This window comes from Neorhizobium sp. JUb45 (genome assembly GCF_004343585.1).
Classification (GTDB): domain Bacteria; phylum Pseudomonadota; class Alphaproteobacteria; order Rhizobiales; family Rhizobiaceae; genus Neorhizobium.
Window position 1 is genome coordinate 350,374 of the sequence record NZ_SLYW01000001.1, and the last position, 16,179, is coordinate 366,552.

Annotated in this window: 16 protein-coding genes; 6 read left to right on the forward strand and 10 right to left on the reverse strand. The window is 60.3% G+C overall.

Going from position 1 to position 16,179, the window contains the following annotated elements; translation table 11 throughout:
- Nucleotides 1–141: 141 nt before the first annotated feature.
- Together EDF70_RS01575 and EDF70_RS01580 are read right to left on the reverse strand one after the other, a co-directional pair.
- Nucleotides 142–1,638 carry a TRAP transporter large permease subunit gene (locus EDF70_RS01575; RefSeq protein ID WP_132271503.1) on the reverse strand — a complete coding sequence of 499 codons (1,497 nt, stop codon included), beginning with the start codon at nucleotides 1,636–1,638 and terminating at the stop codon, nucleotides 142–144.
- A 19-nt stretch (nucleotides 1,639–1,657) separates the two neighbouring features.
- Nucleotides 1,658–2,197: a TRAP transporter small permease subunit gene (locus EDF70_RS01580; RefSeq protein ID WP_132271504.1), complete on the reverse strand. Its 540-nt coding sequence runs from the start codon at nucleotides 2,195–2,197 to the stop codon at nucleotides 1,658–1,660.
- 218 nt (nucleotides 2,198–2,415) lie between these two features.
- On the opposite strand from EDF70_RS01580, the gene EDF70_RS01585 reads away from it, so the two are divergent.
- Nucleotides 2,416–2,640, forward strand: a complete 225-nt coding sequence (locus EDF70_RS01585) for an aa3-type cytochrome c oxidase subunit IV (RefSeq protein ID WP_132271505.1) — start codon at nucleotides 2,416–2,418, stop codon at nucleotides 2,638–2,640.
- Nucleotides 2,641–2,722: 82 nt separating this feature from the next.
- Here EDF70_RS01585 and EDF70_RS01590 read toward each other — a convergent pair whose 3' ends face one another.
- Entirely contained in the window at nucleotides 2,723–3,610 is an 888-nt protein-coding gene (locus tag EDF70_RS01590; RefSeq protein ID WP_132271506.1) for a tetratricopeptide repeat protein, read from the reverse strand.
- Nucleotides 3,611–3,752: 142 nt separating this feature from the next.
- Complete coding sequence (gene rpsU, locus EDF70_RS01595; RefSeq protein WP_132271507.1) at nucleotides 3,753–3,992, reverse strand: 30S ribosomal protein S21; 240 nt, start codon at nucleotides 3,990–3,992, stop codon at nucleotides 3,753–3,755.
- Nucleotides 3,993–4,272: 280 nt separating this feature from the next.
- Here rpsU and EDF70_RS01600 point away from each other — a divergent pair, with 280 nt between their 5' ends.
- The 5 genes from EDF70_RS01600 to EDF70_RS01620 all read left to right on the forward strand — a co-directional run bounded on the left by EDF70_RS01600 (nucleotide 4,273) and on the right by EDF70_RS01620 (nucleotide 10,584).
- Nucleotides 4,273–5,247, forward strand: a complete 975-nt coding sequence (locus tag EDF70_RS01600) for a zinc-binding dehydrogenase (protein ID WP_132271508.1) — start codon at nucleotides 4,273–4,275, stop codon at nucleotides 5,245–5,247.
- A 149-nt stretch (nucleotides 5,248–5,396) separates the two neighbouring features.
- Nucleotides 5,397–6,650, forward strand: coding sequence for a sarcosine oxidase subunit beta family protein (locus EDF70_RS01605; RefSeq protein ID WP_132271509.1), 1,254 nt, complete (start codon nucleotides 5,397–5,399; stop codon nucleotides 6,648–6,650).
- A 19-nt stretch (nucleotides 6,651–6,669) separates the two neighbouring features.
- The gene (locus EDF70_RS01610; protein ID WP_132271510.1) at nucleotides 6,670–7,026 is read left to right on the forward strand and encodes a sarcosine oxidase subunit delta; all 357 of its coding nucleotides are present in this window, start codon (nucleotides 6,670–6,672) and stop codon (nucleotides 7,024–7,026) included.
- Nucleotides 7,023–10,031, forward strand: coding sequence for a sarcosine oxidase subunit alpha (locus EDF70_RS01615; RefSeq protein ID WP_132271511.1), 3,009 nt, complete (start codon nucleotides 7,023–7,025; stop codon nucleotides 10,029–10,031). The genes EDF70_RS01610 and EDF70_RS01615 overlap by 4 nt, the downstream gene beginning before the upstream one ends.
- Nucleotides 10,024–10,584, forward strand: a complete 561-nt coding sequence (locus EDF70_RS01620) for a sarcosine oxidase subunit gamma (protein WP_132271512.1) — start codon at nucleotides 10,024–10,026, stop codon at nucleotides 10,582–10,584. Before EDF70_RS01615 ends, EDF70_RS01620 begins: the two co-directional genes overlap by 8 nt.
- Nucleotides 10,585–10,599: 15 nt before the next feature.
- Here the strand turns inward: EDF70_RS01620 and EDF70_RS30580 are convergent, their stop codons facing one another.
- The 6 genes from EDF70_RS30580 to glgX all read right to left on the reverse strand — a co-directional run bounded on the left by EDF70_RS30580 (nucleotide 10,600) and on the right by glgX (nucleotide 15,996).
- Nucleotides 10,600–10,731 (reverse strand): hypothetical protein, encoded by a 132-nt coding sequence (locus EDF70_RS30580; protein WP_281033520.1) that lies wholly within the window; start codon nucleotides 10,729–10,731, stop codon nucleotides 10,600–10,602.
- Complete coding sequence (locus EDF70_RS01625) at nucleotides 10,731–10,970, reverse strand: hypothetical protein (protein WP_132271513.1); 240 nt, start codon at nucleotides 10,968–10,970, stop codon at nucleotides 10,731–10,733. The genes EDF70_RS30580 and EDF70_RS01625 overlap by 1 nt, the downstream gene beginning before the upstream one ends.
- Nucleotides 10,971–11,055: 85 nt before the next feature.
- Nucleotides 11,056–12,117: a DUF2332 family protein gene (locus EDF70_RS01630; protein ID WP_132271514.1), complete on the reverse strand. Its 1,062-nt coding sequence runs from the start codon at nucleotides 12,115–12,117 to the stop codon at nucleotides 11,056–11,058.
- A gap of 19 nt (nucleotides 12,118–12,136) precedes the next feature.
- On the reverse strand, nucleotides 12,137–13,378 hold the full coding sequence (locus tag EDF70_RS01635) for a cyclopropane-fatty-acyl-phospholipid synthase family protein (RefSeq protein ID WP_132271515.1): 1,242 nt from the start codon (nucleotides 13,376–13,378) through the stop codon (nucleotides 12,137–12,139).
- Nucleotides 13,379–13,462: 84 nt separating this feature from the next.
- Nucleotides 13,463–13,951, reverse strand: coding sequence for a MaoC family dehydratase (locus tag EDF70_RS01640; protein ID WP_132271516.1), 489 nt, complete (start codon nucleotides 13,949–13,951; stop codon nucleotides 13,463–13,465).
- A 98-nt stretch (nucleotides 13,952–14,049) separates the two neighbouring features.
- Nucleotides 14,050–15,996 carry a glycogen debranching protein GlgX gene (gene glgX, locus EDF70_RS01645; protein WP_132271517.1) on the reverse strand — a complete coding sequence of 649 codons (1,947 nt, stop codon included), beginning with the start codon at nucleotides 15,994–15,996 and terminating at the stop codon, nucleotides 14,050–14,052.
- Nucleotides 15,997–16,179 lie beyond the last annotated feature (183 nt).

The window sequence follows — 16,179 nt, forward strand, 5'->3', positions numbered from 1 at the left end:
GCATTTTAGGAAGACCCGGACAGGCTGGTCAGTCGCGTTCCGGATCAACTTCCGTATCAAGTAGTAAATGAGGGCAGAGCTCCAACTCTGCCCTCACTCCGCAAATATATCCCCGATACCCTCTATCGGCAAGGGCAACCTTTACGGGTTTATCTTTGGCGGTTCGCCAAAGTTCGGCATGCCCGGCAGGCCGCCCGGTTGTGCCGGTGCGCCGTCCATCGGTGGCAGGCCGAAATTCGGCATCTGGTTGCCGCCGCCGTTGCCGAAGCCCGGTATCTCGATCTTGATGGAATCGAGGTCGACTTCCGGTGCCTTGTCCAGCCAGTAGGTGACCGATTCCGGCCAGAAGATCACGATGGCGACGAGGATCAGCTGCATGCCGAGCCATGGAATGGCACCGAGATAGATGTCCTTGGTCTTTACCGATTTGGGCGCGATCGAGCGCAGGTAGAACAGCGCAAAACCGAAAGGCGGGTGCATGAACGAGGTCTGCATGTTGATGCAGATCAGCACACCGAACCAGATCAGGTCGATGCCGAGCGCATTGGCGACCGGCACCAGCATCGGGATGACGATGAAGGCGATCTCGAAGAAATCGAGAAAGAAGGCCAGGAAAAAGATGAAGATGTTGACGAAGATCAGAAAACCGATCGCGCCGCCGGGGACGTGAGACAACAGGTGCTCGATCCAAAGGCCGCCGTTCATGCCCTGGAAAACCAGGCTGAAACAGGTGGCGCCGACGAGGATGAACACCACCATGGAGGTGATCTGCATCGTCGTGTGCATGCCCTGTTTGGTCAGATCCCAGGTCAGGCGGCCATGCAGCGCGGCGATGCCCATGGCACCGACGACACCGAGCGCCCCGGCTTCCGTTGGGGTTGCAAGCCCGAGGAAGATGGTGCCGAGCACGAGAAAGATCAGCACGATCGAGGGAATCATGCCCCAGAGCACGCGCATGACCAGCGCCATGTTCATTTCGCCACGCGCTTCCGGCGGCAGGGCCGGCACGTCCTTGGGACGGAAGATGGAGAGCGCCAGAATGAACAGCAGGAAGATCGTGACCTGCAGGATAGAGGGGCCGATGGCGCCGAGATACATGTCGCCGACCGACCGGCCGAGCTGGTCAGCCAGAACGATCAGCACGAGCGACGGCGGGATGACCTGGGTGATCGTGCCGGATGCGGCGATAACGCCGGTCGCGACACGCGGGTTGTAGCCGTATTTCAGCATGATCGGCAGCGATATCACGCCCATGGTGATGACCGAGGCGGCTACCGTGCCGGTGATGGCACCCAAAATGGCGCCGACGACGATGACCGCATAGGCAAGGCCGCCCGGAATGGCGCCGAACAGTTTGCCTGTGCCTTCGAGCAGGTCTTCCGCAAGGCCACATCGCTCGAGGATGGCGCCCATGAAGGTGAAGAAGGGAATGGCCAGCAGAAGATCGTTGGAGACGATGCCAAAGATGCGGAAGGGCAGGGCCTGCAGAAACACTTCCTCGAAATGGCCGGTAAACACTCCGAGTATGCCGAAGAACAGGCCGACCGCCGCCAATGAGAAGGCGACGGGAAAACCGTAGAGCATGAAGAGGATCATGCCGAGGAACATCAGGGGCGGCATCACACCGTAAGCGAACATCGTCTCTCTCCCGGTATGATTACTGAAGCGGTTTTTCGTAGGTCGTGTCGACGGCGGCAAGGCCCATCAGCGCGGCGATGCGCTTCACCAGTTCCGACAGGCCCTGCAATACGAGCAGAGCGAAACCGGCGAAGATGATCAGCTTGACCGGCCAGCGGATGAGGCCGCCCGCATTCGACGAGACTTCGCCCTGCAGCCATGACAGCCAGAAAAACGGAAAACAGATCCAGGCGAGATAGGCGCAGGCCGGGATGAGAAAGACCACGAGGCCGATGATATCGATCCACAACCGCTTGGTTTCAGAAACGGCCCCATAGATCAGGTCGACGCGCACATGTTCGTTCAGCCGCAGCGTATGGGCAGCACCGAGAAGCACGATGAATGCGAACATATACCACTGGATTTCCAGCCAGCCATTCGAACTGATGTTGAATGTATAGCGGATGAGAGCATTGCCGGCGCTGACAAGGCAGCAAAACAACACGAGATACCCGGAAAATTTTCCTATGATCTCGCTGAGCCTGTCGACCAGGCTGCTGAAACGAAGCAATACCGCCATTTATCCCCCCGGATGGTTCCTCTTCCATCCTTCTCCTCTTTAGGCGATGTAACAAAACAGTCGTCAAATTGAAAGACGGCGCTTATGCAACTTTCGTTGCTGCGGCGGCGAAGACACAGTAGTCTTGACAGGTGTTCGGTTCGCATCGGACAAATACAGTCGATCAATGATGGGCGAACACGCGGTGGTCGTCCGATGCTTATCTGGGAGGAGCGGGCATGGAACATCATAACAGCGGGCCGGTCGAAACCGGTGCCGAGATGGATTATCGCGAACACGAAAAGACTTACGACCGTTTTCTGGCCGGATCCAAATGGGGTTCCATGGCCGTCGTGGTGCTGCTGATTGCCATGGCCGTCGGGTTTCTGTCGGGCGGAGGTTTCCTCGGCGGCCTGATCGTCTTCATCGTTCTCAATATCGCCGGCGTTTTCCTGCTGCGCTGAGTTTCACGTCATTGCCCTGAAACGACTTCGGCCCCGCTGATACGGGGCCGAGCGCAATGTCGATTTCTCAATCGGCAGATGTTCAGGAAGCGCTGCCGCGTGTGCGGGCGAGGCCGTCCTTGGCCGGCTTGTAGTTCGGATCGAGGCGTGCCGCATGCGAATAGGACTTTGCCGCACGCGCCTTGTCGCCACGGCGCTCATAGACCAGTGCCTGGTTGGCCCAGGATTCGGCGAGCTTGTCATCCAGTTCGATGGCGTGGTTGAAGTCGGCGAATGCGTTTTCGTCGTCGTTCAGCGCCACGTAGGAAACGCCGCGGCCGTTATAGGGTTCGGCCGAGGTCGAGGACAGCGAGATCGCCTTGGAGAAATCGTCGATCGCCTGAGCGTGCTGGCCACGGCTCTGCAGGATCAGGCCGCGTCCGTGATAGGCGCGTCCGTCCGTCGTTTCCAGCTGGATAGCCTTGGTGAAATCGTTGAAGGCATCGTTGGTGCGGCCGGCCTGGCGATAGATGTTGCCGCGGCCGATATAGGCTGCGTCATAGTTCGAATTGATCTGCAGTGCGGCGTTGTAATCGTTTGCTGCTTCAACGGGCTTGCCCATGTTGCGATAGACCAGCGCGCGGTTGGCATAGGCCTGATAGAACTGTGGGTTGAGCTGCAGGGCGCGGTTGAAATCGTCAAGCGCACGACGGAAATCGCCGGCGCGGCCGTAAGCGGAGCCACGAACGTTGTAGCCTTCCGGATCCTGCGGGTTGGCGTTGATGACCGATGTCAGCGAAGCGATGTTCTGTTCAGAGCCCTGGGCGCGATCGACGCGGATCGTGTCCATCGAGGTCACGGTCGACTGGCAGGCGGTCAGCGCGCTGGCGGCGAGCAGGATAAGGGCGATGGGGGCGATGCCGCGACGCCTGCGGGCTGTGGAATGCGAAACACCATTCGAAATGGAGTGAGCGGCAGTCATGGCAGCCATCAGGCGCTTGTCCTCATATGAGCAGGGACGCCGGCCCGAGAAAAAATCACGGCGGACATCCAGACAGAAATCAAAAAGCGGCGGCGTCCGTTAGAGGTCGCCGCCGCTCTTAAGCATGAGAAAACGTCGAAAAGACGACAGATTAGCGAGCCGGGCGCGCAGGACGCGGGGTCTGCGGCAGCAGGCCTTCGCGCTGCATGCGCTTGCGGGCCAGCTTGCGAACGCGGCGAACAGCTTCAGCCTTTTCGCGAACGCGCTTTTCCGAAGGCTTTTCATAGCTTTCGCGCATCTTCATTTCGCGGAAAACGCCTTCGCGCTGCAGCTTCTTCTTGAGAGCGCGGAGAGCCTGATCAACGTTGTTGTCGCGGACTAGTACCTGCACGAGAAATCCCGATCCTTTGGTTTGGTGTCGCCGTTCCTCGACAGGATTTTCGGCGATAAAGTTACGTGCGCGCGGCGTTAACCGTGCGATTTGGCAGCGCTCTTAACAGGGCGGTGGGGTAAAGTCCAGATGTTAACCAGGGCTAACGCGAAAAATCGCCGTTATCAACGGCTTCAGCAGCCGCTACCATACCCTATATTCTTTCAGGAACGCACCTGTCCCCCGTGGACGGTTCGCGGGTAATAGCTTCCCAGACTATTGAACATTTTGGAGATTTTTCATGCGCAGCGCCATATATTCGCAATTCGGAACGCCTTTGAAGGTTTTGACCATCGAAGACAGGCCGGTGCCGGAGCCGGGACCCGGCGAAGTGCGCATCCGTATGGCAATGGCTGCCATCCACAACCATGATCTGCTGACGATAGAGGGCAAGTATGGCAGCCTGCCGGCTCTGCCGGCGGTTGCCGGCACCGAGGCGACGGGGACGGTGGATGCGCTGGGCGAGGGCGTGACGCATCTGAAGATCGGTCAGCGGGTCGCTGTGTCGGGCAAGGGCACATGGGCCGATTATTATCTCGCATCGGCTGCGATGGCGGTGCCGCTGCCCGACTCGATCCATGACACGGCTGCAGCGCAATTGATCTCCATGCCGCTCAGCGCACTGACATTGCTCGATTTCGTCGGCGCCGAAAAGGGCGACTGGCTGATCCAGAACGCTGCCAATGGGGCCGTTGGCAAGACGCTGGCGATGTTTGCAAAGAAGCGCGGCATCCGCGTCGTCAATCTCGTGCGCCGCGACGACGCGGTCAGCGAGCTTGCGGATCTGGGTATCGAGGATGTCGTCTCGACGACGCAGGAAGGCTGGCGAGAGACGGTGCGAGCGATCACCGGCGGCGCGCCGATCAAGGCCGGTGTCGATGGTGTCGGTGGGCCGGCCTCGGGCGAACTGGTGTCCACGCTTGGCGACAACGGCCTGCTGGTGTCCTTCGGCCTGATGTCCGGACAGCCGATGCAGCTTTCGGCCAGCGACATGATTTTCAAGCAGGCGACGGTCAAGGGGTTCTGGCTTGCCAAGATCGCGCCGACGCTGCCTGTCGAAAAATTGAAGAGCATGATCGGCGAGATTGTCGAGAGTGTCGCAAAGGGCGAGGTGGAATTGACCGTTTCCGACGTGTTCGACCTGTCGGACGTGGCGAAAGCGGCCGCTGCGGCGGGGGAAACGGGCCGCAAGGGCAAGGTTCTCATCCGGGGCTGATCGCCGATCGATTTTTCGCCGTGTCGAAACAATCCTCTCATGCGTCGCAAAACAGCCATTGCGGCGCATATTGATTTGCGATGGGTATGACACTACCCAAGTCATTGCGGCCGCAAGGCCCTTGAGGTGGAGCAAAGAAGAGAGGCCAGATGCGCAGATATTCGGTTTTCGCCATCGCACGCGAGGCAATGCGTGCCCATAAGGGCTGGGACCAGCAATGGACCTCGCCAGAACCGCGCTCCGCTTATGATGTCATCATCATCGGTGCCGGCGGTCATGGTCTGGGAGCCGCCTATTATCTCGCCAAGGAACATGGCATCACCAATATCGCGGTGATCGAGAAGGGCTGGCTCGGCGGCGGCAATACCGGCCGCAACACCACCATCATCCGCTCCAACTATCTCTATGAAGAGAGCATGGACATCTACGAGCATTCCCTCAAATTGTGGGAAGGCCTGAGCCAGGATCTCAACTACAACACCATGTATTCGCCGCGCGGCGTGATGATGTTGTCGCACAACATCCACGACCAGCAGTCGTTCAAGCGGCATATCAATGCCAACCGGCTTTACGGCATCGACAACGAGTGGATGACACCGGAACAGGCCAAGGCGTTTGTGCCGGTTCTCGATATCTCGAAAACGGCGCGTTACCCGATCAATGGTGCAGCCCTGCAGCGCCGTGGTGGCACCGCCCGTCATGATGCTGTCGCCTGGGGTTACGCACGCGCAGCCGCCGACCGTGGTGTGCACATCATCCAGAATTGCGAAGTCACCGACATCCGTCGCGGCCCGGCTGGCGAAGTGCAGGGTGTCGAGACCTCCAAGGGTTTCATCGGCGCCAAGAAGATCGGCGTTTCCGCTGCCGGCCATTCGTCGGTGGTGATGGAAATGGCGGGGGTACGCGTGCCGTTGCATTCCAACCCATTGCAGGCGCTGGTGTCCGAACCGTTGAAGCCGATCTTCCCCTGCGTGGTCATGTCCAACACCGTGCATGCCTATATCTCGCAGTCCGACAAGGGCGAGCTGGTCATCGGCGCCGGTACCGACCAGTACAACTCCTATAGCCAGACCGGCGGCCTGCAGATCATCACGCATACGCTCGATGCCATCTGCGAACTGTTTCCGATCTTCCGCCGCGTGAAAATGATGCGCCAGTGGGGCGGCATTACCGACAACACGCCGGATCGTTCGCCGATCCAGGGCGTGACGCCGGTGCCGGGCCTGTTCGTCAATTGCGGCTGGGGTACAGGCGGTTTCAAGGCGACGCCGGGATCTGCCAACCTGTTCGCGCATCTGATTGCCAAGGGCGAACCGCATCGTCTGGCTGCGGGCCTCAACCTCGACCGTTTCCGTACCGGCCGCCTGATCGACGAAGCGGCCGCTGCCGCCGTCGCGCATTGATAAATAGGGGATAGACCAGATGCTTTTGATCCATTGCCCCTATTGCGAGGAAGAGCGTTCCGAGCTGGAATTCCGCTGGGCCGGCGAAGCACATATCGCCCGGCCGGAAAATATCGCGGCTATTTCTGACGAAGAATTCGCCGAATACTTTTTCCTGCGCAACAACGAAAAAGGCGTCACCTACGAACGGTGGCGGCATATCCATGGCTGCGGTCGCTTCTTCAACGCGGCGCGCGATACGGTGAGCGACAAGTTCCTGATGACCTACAAGGCAGGCCTTCCGAAACAGCCTATCCCCGCTGCGACAAAAGCCGAGGCGATTGCCGAGGAAAAGACTGTAGAAACGTGGGAACAGACGGAAGGAGACGCCCGATGAGCGCATCCTCCAATTCCGGCGCATTCCGCATCAAGGGCGCTGGTCGCCTGACGCCGGCGCGCACCGCTCGTTTCACCTTCGACGGCAAGACCTATACGGCGCTTGAAGGCGATACGGTCGCCTCCGCGCTTCTGGCGCATGGCGTGCATCTGCTTGGCCGTTCGTTCAAATATCACCGTCCGCGCGGCATTCTTTCGGCTGGACCGGAAGAGCCGAATGCGCTCCTCGACGTGTCGCGTGATGCATCCCGCCGTCAGCCGAACGTGCGTGCTACCGTGCAGGAAGTGTTCGATGGCGCAAAGATCGCCTCGCAGAACCGCTGGCCGTCGCTGAAACATGATATCGGCGCTTTCAACGATCTGCTGTCGCCGTTCTTCGCCGCCGGATTTTACTACAAGACTTTCATGTGGCCGAAGGAAGCCTGGCACAAACTCTATGAGCCGATCATCCGCCGTGCGGCCGGTCTCGGCGAAGCGCCGAAGGAAGGCGATACCGACCATTACGCCAGCCGCTACGAACATTGCGACGTGCTGATCGCCGGTGCCGGCGTGGCTGGTCTGACGGCAGCACTCTCTGCTGCCGCGACCGGTGCAAAGGTCATCCTTGTCGATGAACAGCCGGAAGTGGGCGGTGCGCTGCATTTCGACTCATCGACCGAGATCGATGGCAAGAACGGTTTTGACTGGGCGCAAGGCGTTGCTGCCAAGCTGAAGGCCATGCCGAATGTCACCGTGCTCAATCGCACCACGGTATTCGGTTATTACAATCACGGTTTCCTCGGGCTTGCCGAACGTGTCACCGACCATCTGGCCCTGCCTTCGAAGGAGCTGCCGCGCGAACGTCTGTGGCAGGTGCGGGCAAAGAAGGTGATCCTCGCGACCGGTTCGATCGAGCGCCACATGGTGTTCGCCAACAATGACCGTCCCGGCATCATGCTCGCCTCGGCTGCGCGGACCTTTCTCAACCATCACGGTGTTGCCGTCGGTCGCGCGGTGGCCGTCTACACGGCGCATGACAGTGCTTATGAGGCGGCATTCGACCTGAAACGTGCCGGTATCGATGTGGTTGCCATCATCGACAATCGTCAGGTATCCGGTGAAGCGGTGCTGGCCGAGGCCCGTTCTCTCGGCATCGAGGTTCTGCTGTCGCATTCCGTGCTCGATACGGCGGGTCGCCATCGCGTCTCTTCGATCACCGTTGCCCGCAATGGCGAGAAGAATAGCCGCAAGCTCAAGGTCGATGCGCTGCTGGTCTCGGCCGGCTGGACGCCCTCCGTGCATCTGTTTTCGCAATCGCGCGGAAAACTGCGGTTTGATGCCGAAAGCGACCGCTTCCTGCCGGATATCTATGCGCAGGACTGCATCTCGGTCGGCGCCTGCAACGGCACCGACGACCTTTCGACGCTGATCGGCGAGGCGCTGTCGGCTGGTGCCGAAATGGCCGGGCATAAGGGCGCGGCGAGCATAGACGCCATCGCCTTTGCCGGCTCCAATCTCTATGAGTGGACGGGCGGCATGATCGGTGCGGCCGAAGGGGCCGGGCCTGATACGGCGGTCAAGGCCTTTGTCGATTTCCAGCATGACGTGACCGCCAAGGACATCCGCCTTGCCGTGCGCGAAGGCATGCATTCGATCGAGCATATCAAGCGCTTCACCACCAATGGCATGGCGTCCGATCAGGGCAAGCTGTCCAATATGCATGGCTTGGCAATCGCCTCGGAAATGCTCGGAAGGCCGATCCCGCAGGTGGGCCTCACCACGTTCCGTGCACCGTATACGCCGGTGACCTACGGCACGCTGGTGGCGCATTCGCGTGGCGAGCTTTTCGATCCGGCCCGCAAGACGCCGATGCACCATCTCGAAGCGGCCGAAGGTGCCGAATTCGAGGATGTCGGAAACTGGAAACGCGCCTGGTATTTTCCAAAGCGCGGCGAGGATATGCATGCTGCCGTCAACCGCGAGTGCAAGACGGTGCGTGATGTCGGCGGCGTGTTCGATGCCTCGACGCTCGGCAAGATCGAGGTGGTCGGGCCGGATGCGGCGCAGTTCCTCAACCTGCTCTACACCAATGCATGGGACACGCTGAAACCGGGCAAAAGCCGTTACGGCATCATGACCCGTGAAGACGGTTTCATCTATGACGATGGCGTCGTCGGGCGTCTGGCCGAAGATCGTTTCCATGTGACGACGACGACCGGCGGTGCGCCGCGCGTGTTGCAGCATATGGAAGATTATCTGCAGACGGAATTCCCCGATCTCAAGGTCTGGCTGACCTCGACCACCGAACAATGGGCGGTCATCGCCGTTCAGGGTCCGAAGGCGCGCGATATCATCGCGCCGTTCGTCGAGGGTCTCGACATCTCCAACGAAGCCTTTGCGCATATGAGTGTTGCCGAGTGCACGGTCATGGGTGTGGCCGCACGTCTGTTCCGTGTGTCGTTCACGGGTGAGGTCGGTTTTGAAGTCAACGTGCCGGCCGATTTCGGTCCGGCGGTGTGGTCGGCGATCTGGGAACGCGCGCAGTCGCTCGGCGCCTGCCTTTACGGCACCGAGACGATGCACGTGCTGCGTGCCGAAAAGGGTTATCTCATCGTCGGTCAGGATACCGATGGCACGGTCACCCCGGACGATGCGGGCTACGGTTGGGCCGTTTCCAAGAAGAAGACCGACTTTGTCGGCATCCGCGGCCTGAAACGCCCGGATCTGGTGCGCACCGGTCGCAAGCAACTGGTCGGGCTTCTGACGAAGGATCCGAACGAGGTGCTGGAGGAGGGCGGCCAGATCGTTGCCGATCCGAACCAGCCGAAACCGATGACCATGCTTGGGCATGTCACGTCTTCCTACTGGTCGGAAAATCTCGGACGCTCGATTGCCATCGCTCTGGTGGCCGGTGGCCGCGACAAGATGGGGCAGCGGCTTTACGTGCCGATGAAGGATAAGGTGATCGAGGTCGAAGTCACCGACGTGGTGTTCGTGGATAAGGAAGGAGGCCGTATCAATGGTTGAGGTCGCAACAAGAACCCTTCCGCTTTCCGGCGTTCACGGCGGTTCGTCCAAGGTGCGGCTGGAGCCGGCAGCACCTGCCGCGCGCATCAACCTGCGGGTTCGTGCCGAAGACGTGGCGGCGCTGTCTGCAGCGCTTGGCGTCGATCTGCCGGTCAGGCCGAAGACGTCGGCATCCGCCAATGGTCGCACCGCGCTCTGGATCGGGCCGGATGAATGGCTGGTGATTGCCGAAGGCAATACGGATATCGGCAGCATGCTGGTGGCGGCGGCCGCCAAATCCGGCGCGTTGCATTCGGCCACCGACGTGTCCCATCGTAACACGGCGATCCTCGTCTCCGGCGCCGGAGCGGCTGCGGCCATCAATACCGGTTGCCCGCAGGACCTGTCGCTGCAGGCATTTCCTGTCGGTGCATGCTCGCGCACCATCTTTGGCAAGGTGGAGATCGTTCTGCTGAGAACCGCCGAAGATGCTTTCCGGGTCGAGGTCTGGCGGTCGTTTTCGGATTATGCGTTTGGGATGCTGGCGGAAGGCGCGAGGGACGCGGCGCTCTGAGGGCGCCGCTGACGGTCACTCACCGGGTTGGCGGTTCTTGCGTCTTTGCCTGCGATCCAGATCCCACTCGTGCAGTTGGGCTGCAACAAACGCCAATACGACAATTCCCGCAGGTAGAACGATCGAATAGAAAAACCAGAAGTCCATTACGCAAGCCTCCTGAGTATTCGTCTCGCACGATAATGTAGTGCTATCGCGCCGAGAAACCAAGCTGTGAGCGTCACGGTCATGCGCAATGTCGACAACGTGCTGAAGACTGCAAGGCTATAAGCGTAACCCGCAAGTGGCGTCGCTATTCCCACAGTAAAACATGCTGTCGAGGCGCGATCCAGCGCATTCGCCAGCAGCTTGGTCTGCTCGATTTCTGCCGGATCAAGTCTACTCATCATTACATCCCTAAAATACAAACGCAATCATAGGGTGTGTTTGGGTGCTGTCAAATGTGGGCGAGCGACCGCATGATCTTGCTTGTCACCACCCCTTCCACTTCACCCACCGTCCGTGAAAATCGACGCGTCCCAGTTCGCGTTTTTCTCCGCCCGGCCAGATCTGCAGGCTGATTGTCGCGCCGTCTTGTCTGTCGTCGGCTTCCATCTGCAGGCGGGCGAGCGGCGTGCTTTTGGTGGCGCGGTTGCCGGCTTCGGTAATGGTGGCTTCGCCGCGGGCGCGTAAAGCTGCCGGCAGATATTGCCAGGCGATCGAGTGGTAGATGACGCGCACCGCGCCGGTCGGTGGTTTCACCAGTTCGCGCGGCAGCCATTCCAGCGCATCGGCACGTTCTACCGGCGGCGGATCACCGACGGCGAGGTCAAGCGCGGCCGAGAGGCGTTGCAGACGGTCCGGCTGGTCGGCCCAGACATAGGACATCAGTCGCAGCCGGTCTTCTGCGGATGTCACGTCTAGCGGGTTGAGGTCACAGCCGAGGCGGCTGGCGATGGTGATCTCCGCATCGGGTGGCGGCGGCCCCTGCCAGTCGGGTTGCAACAGCACGGGGGAGGCGGGATCGCCCCATTCGAAACCGCCGAGATTGTAGCGATACCGGTCCCATTGCAGGTTGAGGCCGGCGCTTGCGCCGACTTCCAGCAGATCCAGCGGTTTTTCGAAGATTTCGGCGATGGTGAGAAAACCGGGCAGAAGCGCGTTGCAGCGGCGGATTTCATTGGTCTGCGGGGCCGATTGCAGCCGCTGGATGATGAAATCGCCATGCGCTTCGAAGGCGCCGGTAATGGCCTGCCAGAGCGTGTCGTCATCGGTTTCCTGCGGCGGATAGACGGCTTTCAGCGCTTCATCCTGACCCGACAGAACAAGTGCATGCAAGGAGCCGGCCAGCCGCAAGGGTATGAGATCGTTGTTGATCGAGGCATCACCCGGCCAGTCCAGAACAGCGCTGCCGACAGCGGTGCCATGGTCCAGTCGTTCAGCGGCGAGGCGGCACAGATGCGCGACAAAGGGTGATCCAAGCTCCGTCGCAGCCTTGACCTGCTTGCGAAAAGCATCGCGCACGGCGTTTTCACGATCCATCTCAAGGGTCATGTGTTTCTTCCTGCTGTCCTTAAAGGGATAGGTCGAGCCGCTTTTCCCGATCGATATAATCGCGTTGTTTGTCGGTGATGTAATCGCGCACGATCGGAGCGGCATCGCGCTTGCGCGACAGCTGCATGTGAAAGACCATCTGGCTGCCGGTGCGGAACATCATCTCGGCGCTGATCAGATAAAATTCCCACATGCGGGTAAAACGCTCGTCGTAAAGCGCGATCACCTTGTCGCGGTTGGCCTGAAAACGCGCGTTCCAGTGGGCGAGCGTCGTGGCGTAATGCACCCGCAGAACCTCCACATCGGTCACCCACAGGCTGTTCTGTTCTACAACCTCGAACACTTCGGAGAGCGCCGGCGAATAGGCGCCCGGAAAGATGTATTTGCGCAGCCATGGGCTTGCCATGCCCGGCGGGCTCATATGGCCGATCGAGTGCAGAACCATGACGCCGTCATCCGGCATCAACGTATTGATCTTGGAAAAGAACTCGTCGTAGTGGTGCACGCCGACATGTTCGAACATGCCGACCGAGACGATGCGGTCGAATTTTTCCGTGACGTCGCGATAGTCGCGCAGCTCGAATTTGACGCGGTCGGCCAGACCCGCTTTCTGGGCCCGTTCCGATGCCAGCGCCTGCTGTTCCTTCGACAGCGTCACGCCCAGAACCTGCACGTCTTCGAGGCTCGCGAGATAGAGCGCCAGATCGCCCCAGCCGCAGCCGATATCCAGCACTTTCATGCCCGGTTTCAGGCCGAGTTTTGCCGCCAGCAATCGCAGCTTGTTGCGTTGCGCCTGTTCCAGCGTTTCGCCGTCCTCGCGAAAATAGGCGCAGGAATACAGCATGTTGTCGTCGAGGAAGAGTTTGTAGAATTCGTTGCCGAGATCGTAGTGGTGGGCGACGTTCTGTTGGGCCTGCCCCTTGCGGTTGGACTGCTGGCGTTTGCGGAATTTCATCTTGATGGCCCGCAGCGCCTTTTGCAGTGGATAGGAGCCGAGCGACAGGCGGTTCACCGAAAACAGCGTCAAGAAATCCTGCAGCGTCGAGCCTTCCTCAAAGCGCATCGTGCCGTCCATATAGGCTTCGCCGGCCGCGAGTTCGGGATTGAAAACGAGGCTCTTGTAAAGCTTTGGATCGGTCAGCCGCATGGTGACCTCGAGACCCGGCGTGCCGGAGAAGATGTGGCGCTTGCCGTCGGCATCGATGACCGTCAGCTTGCCTTTGCGGATAAAGGATTTCATCATATGCGAGAGAGGAAACATGCAGCCTCCTGAGCCGGGGATGAATATCCCGAGCCTAACATCGCAATGGCTTGGCGTGCATCAGAAAATTGCGGTTTGCTTATCTCAGGCGTCCTCGGGCCGGTCCTTTGGATCGAACTGCACGATCGTCGTCCAGCTGCCGGTCAGCGCCGGCTTTTTTTCGTTCTCGATCTCGATCAAGATATCATAGGTGGTCATCAGCATGGCGGCACCGCGAAAGCGCGCTTCCTTCAGCGTGAAATGGCAGCGGATGCGGCTGCCGGTCTTGACCGGCGAGCCGAAGCGGATGTGATCGAAGCCGTAATTGAGGCCCATCGTCTGTTCACGGATCACCGGCAGGCTGTCGTAGTTCATCGTCGACAACAGCGACAGCGTCAGAAACCCATGGGCGATGGTGCCGCCGAACGGGCTCTCGCTCGCGGCGCGTTCAGGGTCGACATGGATGAACTGGTGGTCGTCGGTGGCATCGGCAAAGGTGTCGATCATCGTCTGGTCGACGGTGATCCAGCTGGACACGCCGATTTCCGTTCCGACGAGATCGCTTACATCCCTCAACGAAATTTCACGCGGCATGGATTTCTCTTTCGGATGGCAGGTGATTCCCGGCAAGTATCGCCAAGCTTTGCACACATCACATGGCGCAAAAAGCGATTTGCTGGCCGCAGGCTGGATCAGGCCTCGAGTGCGAAGCTGACGGACCGTGGCGGCAGCTCCATTCTAGTGATTGTGCCGGCATATGCCAGCGTTCTCCAGTTGTTTCCGGGCAGATCGGCAGCGACCGTTTCGTGGCCACGGTTGAACAGCACGGCGACACGGACGTTGCGCCCGCTGTCACGGTCCGGCTTGGCAAGCACCATGGTCAGCGTTGCCGCATCGCCGCGTTGCCAGTCCTCGACCGTCATTGCTGCACCGCTGGCGGAAAACCATGCGACATCGTCTGCGCCGGTCAGGAACGCCGTGTCGGCAAAGGCCGGAAAACGCCTGCGCATGCGCGCAAGAAAAGCGGTATGGGCGATGATGGCCGGATCGAGTTTTGCCCAGTCGACCCAGGTGATGGCATTGTCCTGGCAATAGGCGTTGTTGTTGCCGCGCTGCGAGCGCCCGCCTTCGTCACCCGCCGTCAGCATCACCGTGCCACGGCTGGCAAACAGCGTGGAGAGCAGGGCGATCACGTCGCGGCGGCGATTGTCGAGGATGTTTGGGTCTTCGGTCGCGCCTTCTGTGCCGTTGTTCCATGACAGGTTTTCGCCGTGGCCGTCGCGGTTGTCCTCGCCGTTTGCCTCGTTGTGCTTGTGCTGATGGGAAACGAGATCCATCAGCGTAAAGCCGTCATGGGCGGCGAGGAAATTGACGCTGCGGGTTTCGGTGAGGCCGTGGCGGGAAAAAATCTCGGAGGAGCCGGCAAGAGCGCTCGCCAGCGTGCCGGTCAGGCCATGGTCACCCCGCCAGTAGCGACGGATATCGTCGCGGGCGCGGTCGTTCCATTCGAGGAAGGGGGCTGGAAAATTGCCGAGCTGGTAACCGCCGGGGCCGATATCCCAGGGTTCGGCGATCATGATGCGGTCGGTCATAACGTCGTCGGCGAGGATGGCTGAAAGCGTGCCGCCATCGCGCACAAAAGCGTTTGCCGTGCGGCCGAGCACCGGGGCGAGGTCGAAACGGAAACCGTCGATACCGGCTTCGGACACGAAATGGCGCAGCGTGTCGATGATCAGTCGCTGCACCACCGGATGGTCGCAGGCAACCATGTTGCCGGTGCCGGTGTCGTTCACCAGCACATCGGGCGCATCCGGCAGATGGCGGTAATAGGAAAGGTTGTCGAGGCCGCGCATGGAAAGCGTCGCGCCGTAACGGTCGCTTTCGCCGGTGTGGTTGAACACGAGGTCGAGAATGGTGCCGATGCCGGCATCGTGCAGTTTCGCCACCGTCTCGCGTAGCTCGGTGATGCCGCCGGGGCAGAGGCGCGGATCGAGCGCCATGAAGGCGACGGGATTGTAACCCCAGCCGTTGGTTAGGCCCAGCGGGGGCAGATGGCGTTCGTCGATCCAGGCGGTGATCGGCATCAGTTCGATGGCATCGACGCCGATTTTCTGGAGATGCGCGATGATGGCGGGGTGGGCGAGTGCGGCGATGGTGCCACGCTGTTCTTCCGGCACATCCGGGTGCAGCATGGTGAAGGGGCGCACGGCGACTTCATAGACAAAACCGCCGGGTTTGAATTTTGGTGACGTGACGTTGATGGGGGCGGCCGGCGTGAGGATGGCTTTTGGCACGATATCGGCGGTGTCTTCGCCAAAACGCATCAGCCGGACATCGTGGCGGAAGGGGCGGTCGAGTTCGCGGGCGTAGGGGTCGACGAGGAGTTTTGACGGATCGAACCAGAGGCCGTGATCGGGATCGTAAGTGCCGTGGGCGCGAAAACCGTAACGCTGGCCGGCGGTGATGCCGGGAAGGGTGATGTGGTGGATGCCCTCATTACCGCGGATGAGCGTGTGGCGGGCGGTTTCGGTGTCGTTGTCGAACAGGCAGAGTTCGATCTTTTCGGCGGTCGAGGACCAGATGGCGAAGTGCGTGCCATCAGGGGTGAGGGTGGCGCCGAGGGGATAAGTGTGTGGCATTATGAGGTGTACCCCCCTCTGCCTTGCCAGGCATCTCCCCCACAAGGGGGGAGATCGGCTGGGGGCACGATCCTCGTTTCATCTCGATCGCTGAGATTATCGCGGACGCCGAGGAAAGAGAAAGGCGGGGCATCGCCACGTCCGATCTCCCCCCTTGTGGGGGAGATGCCCGGCAGGGCAGAG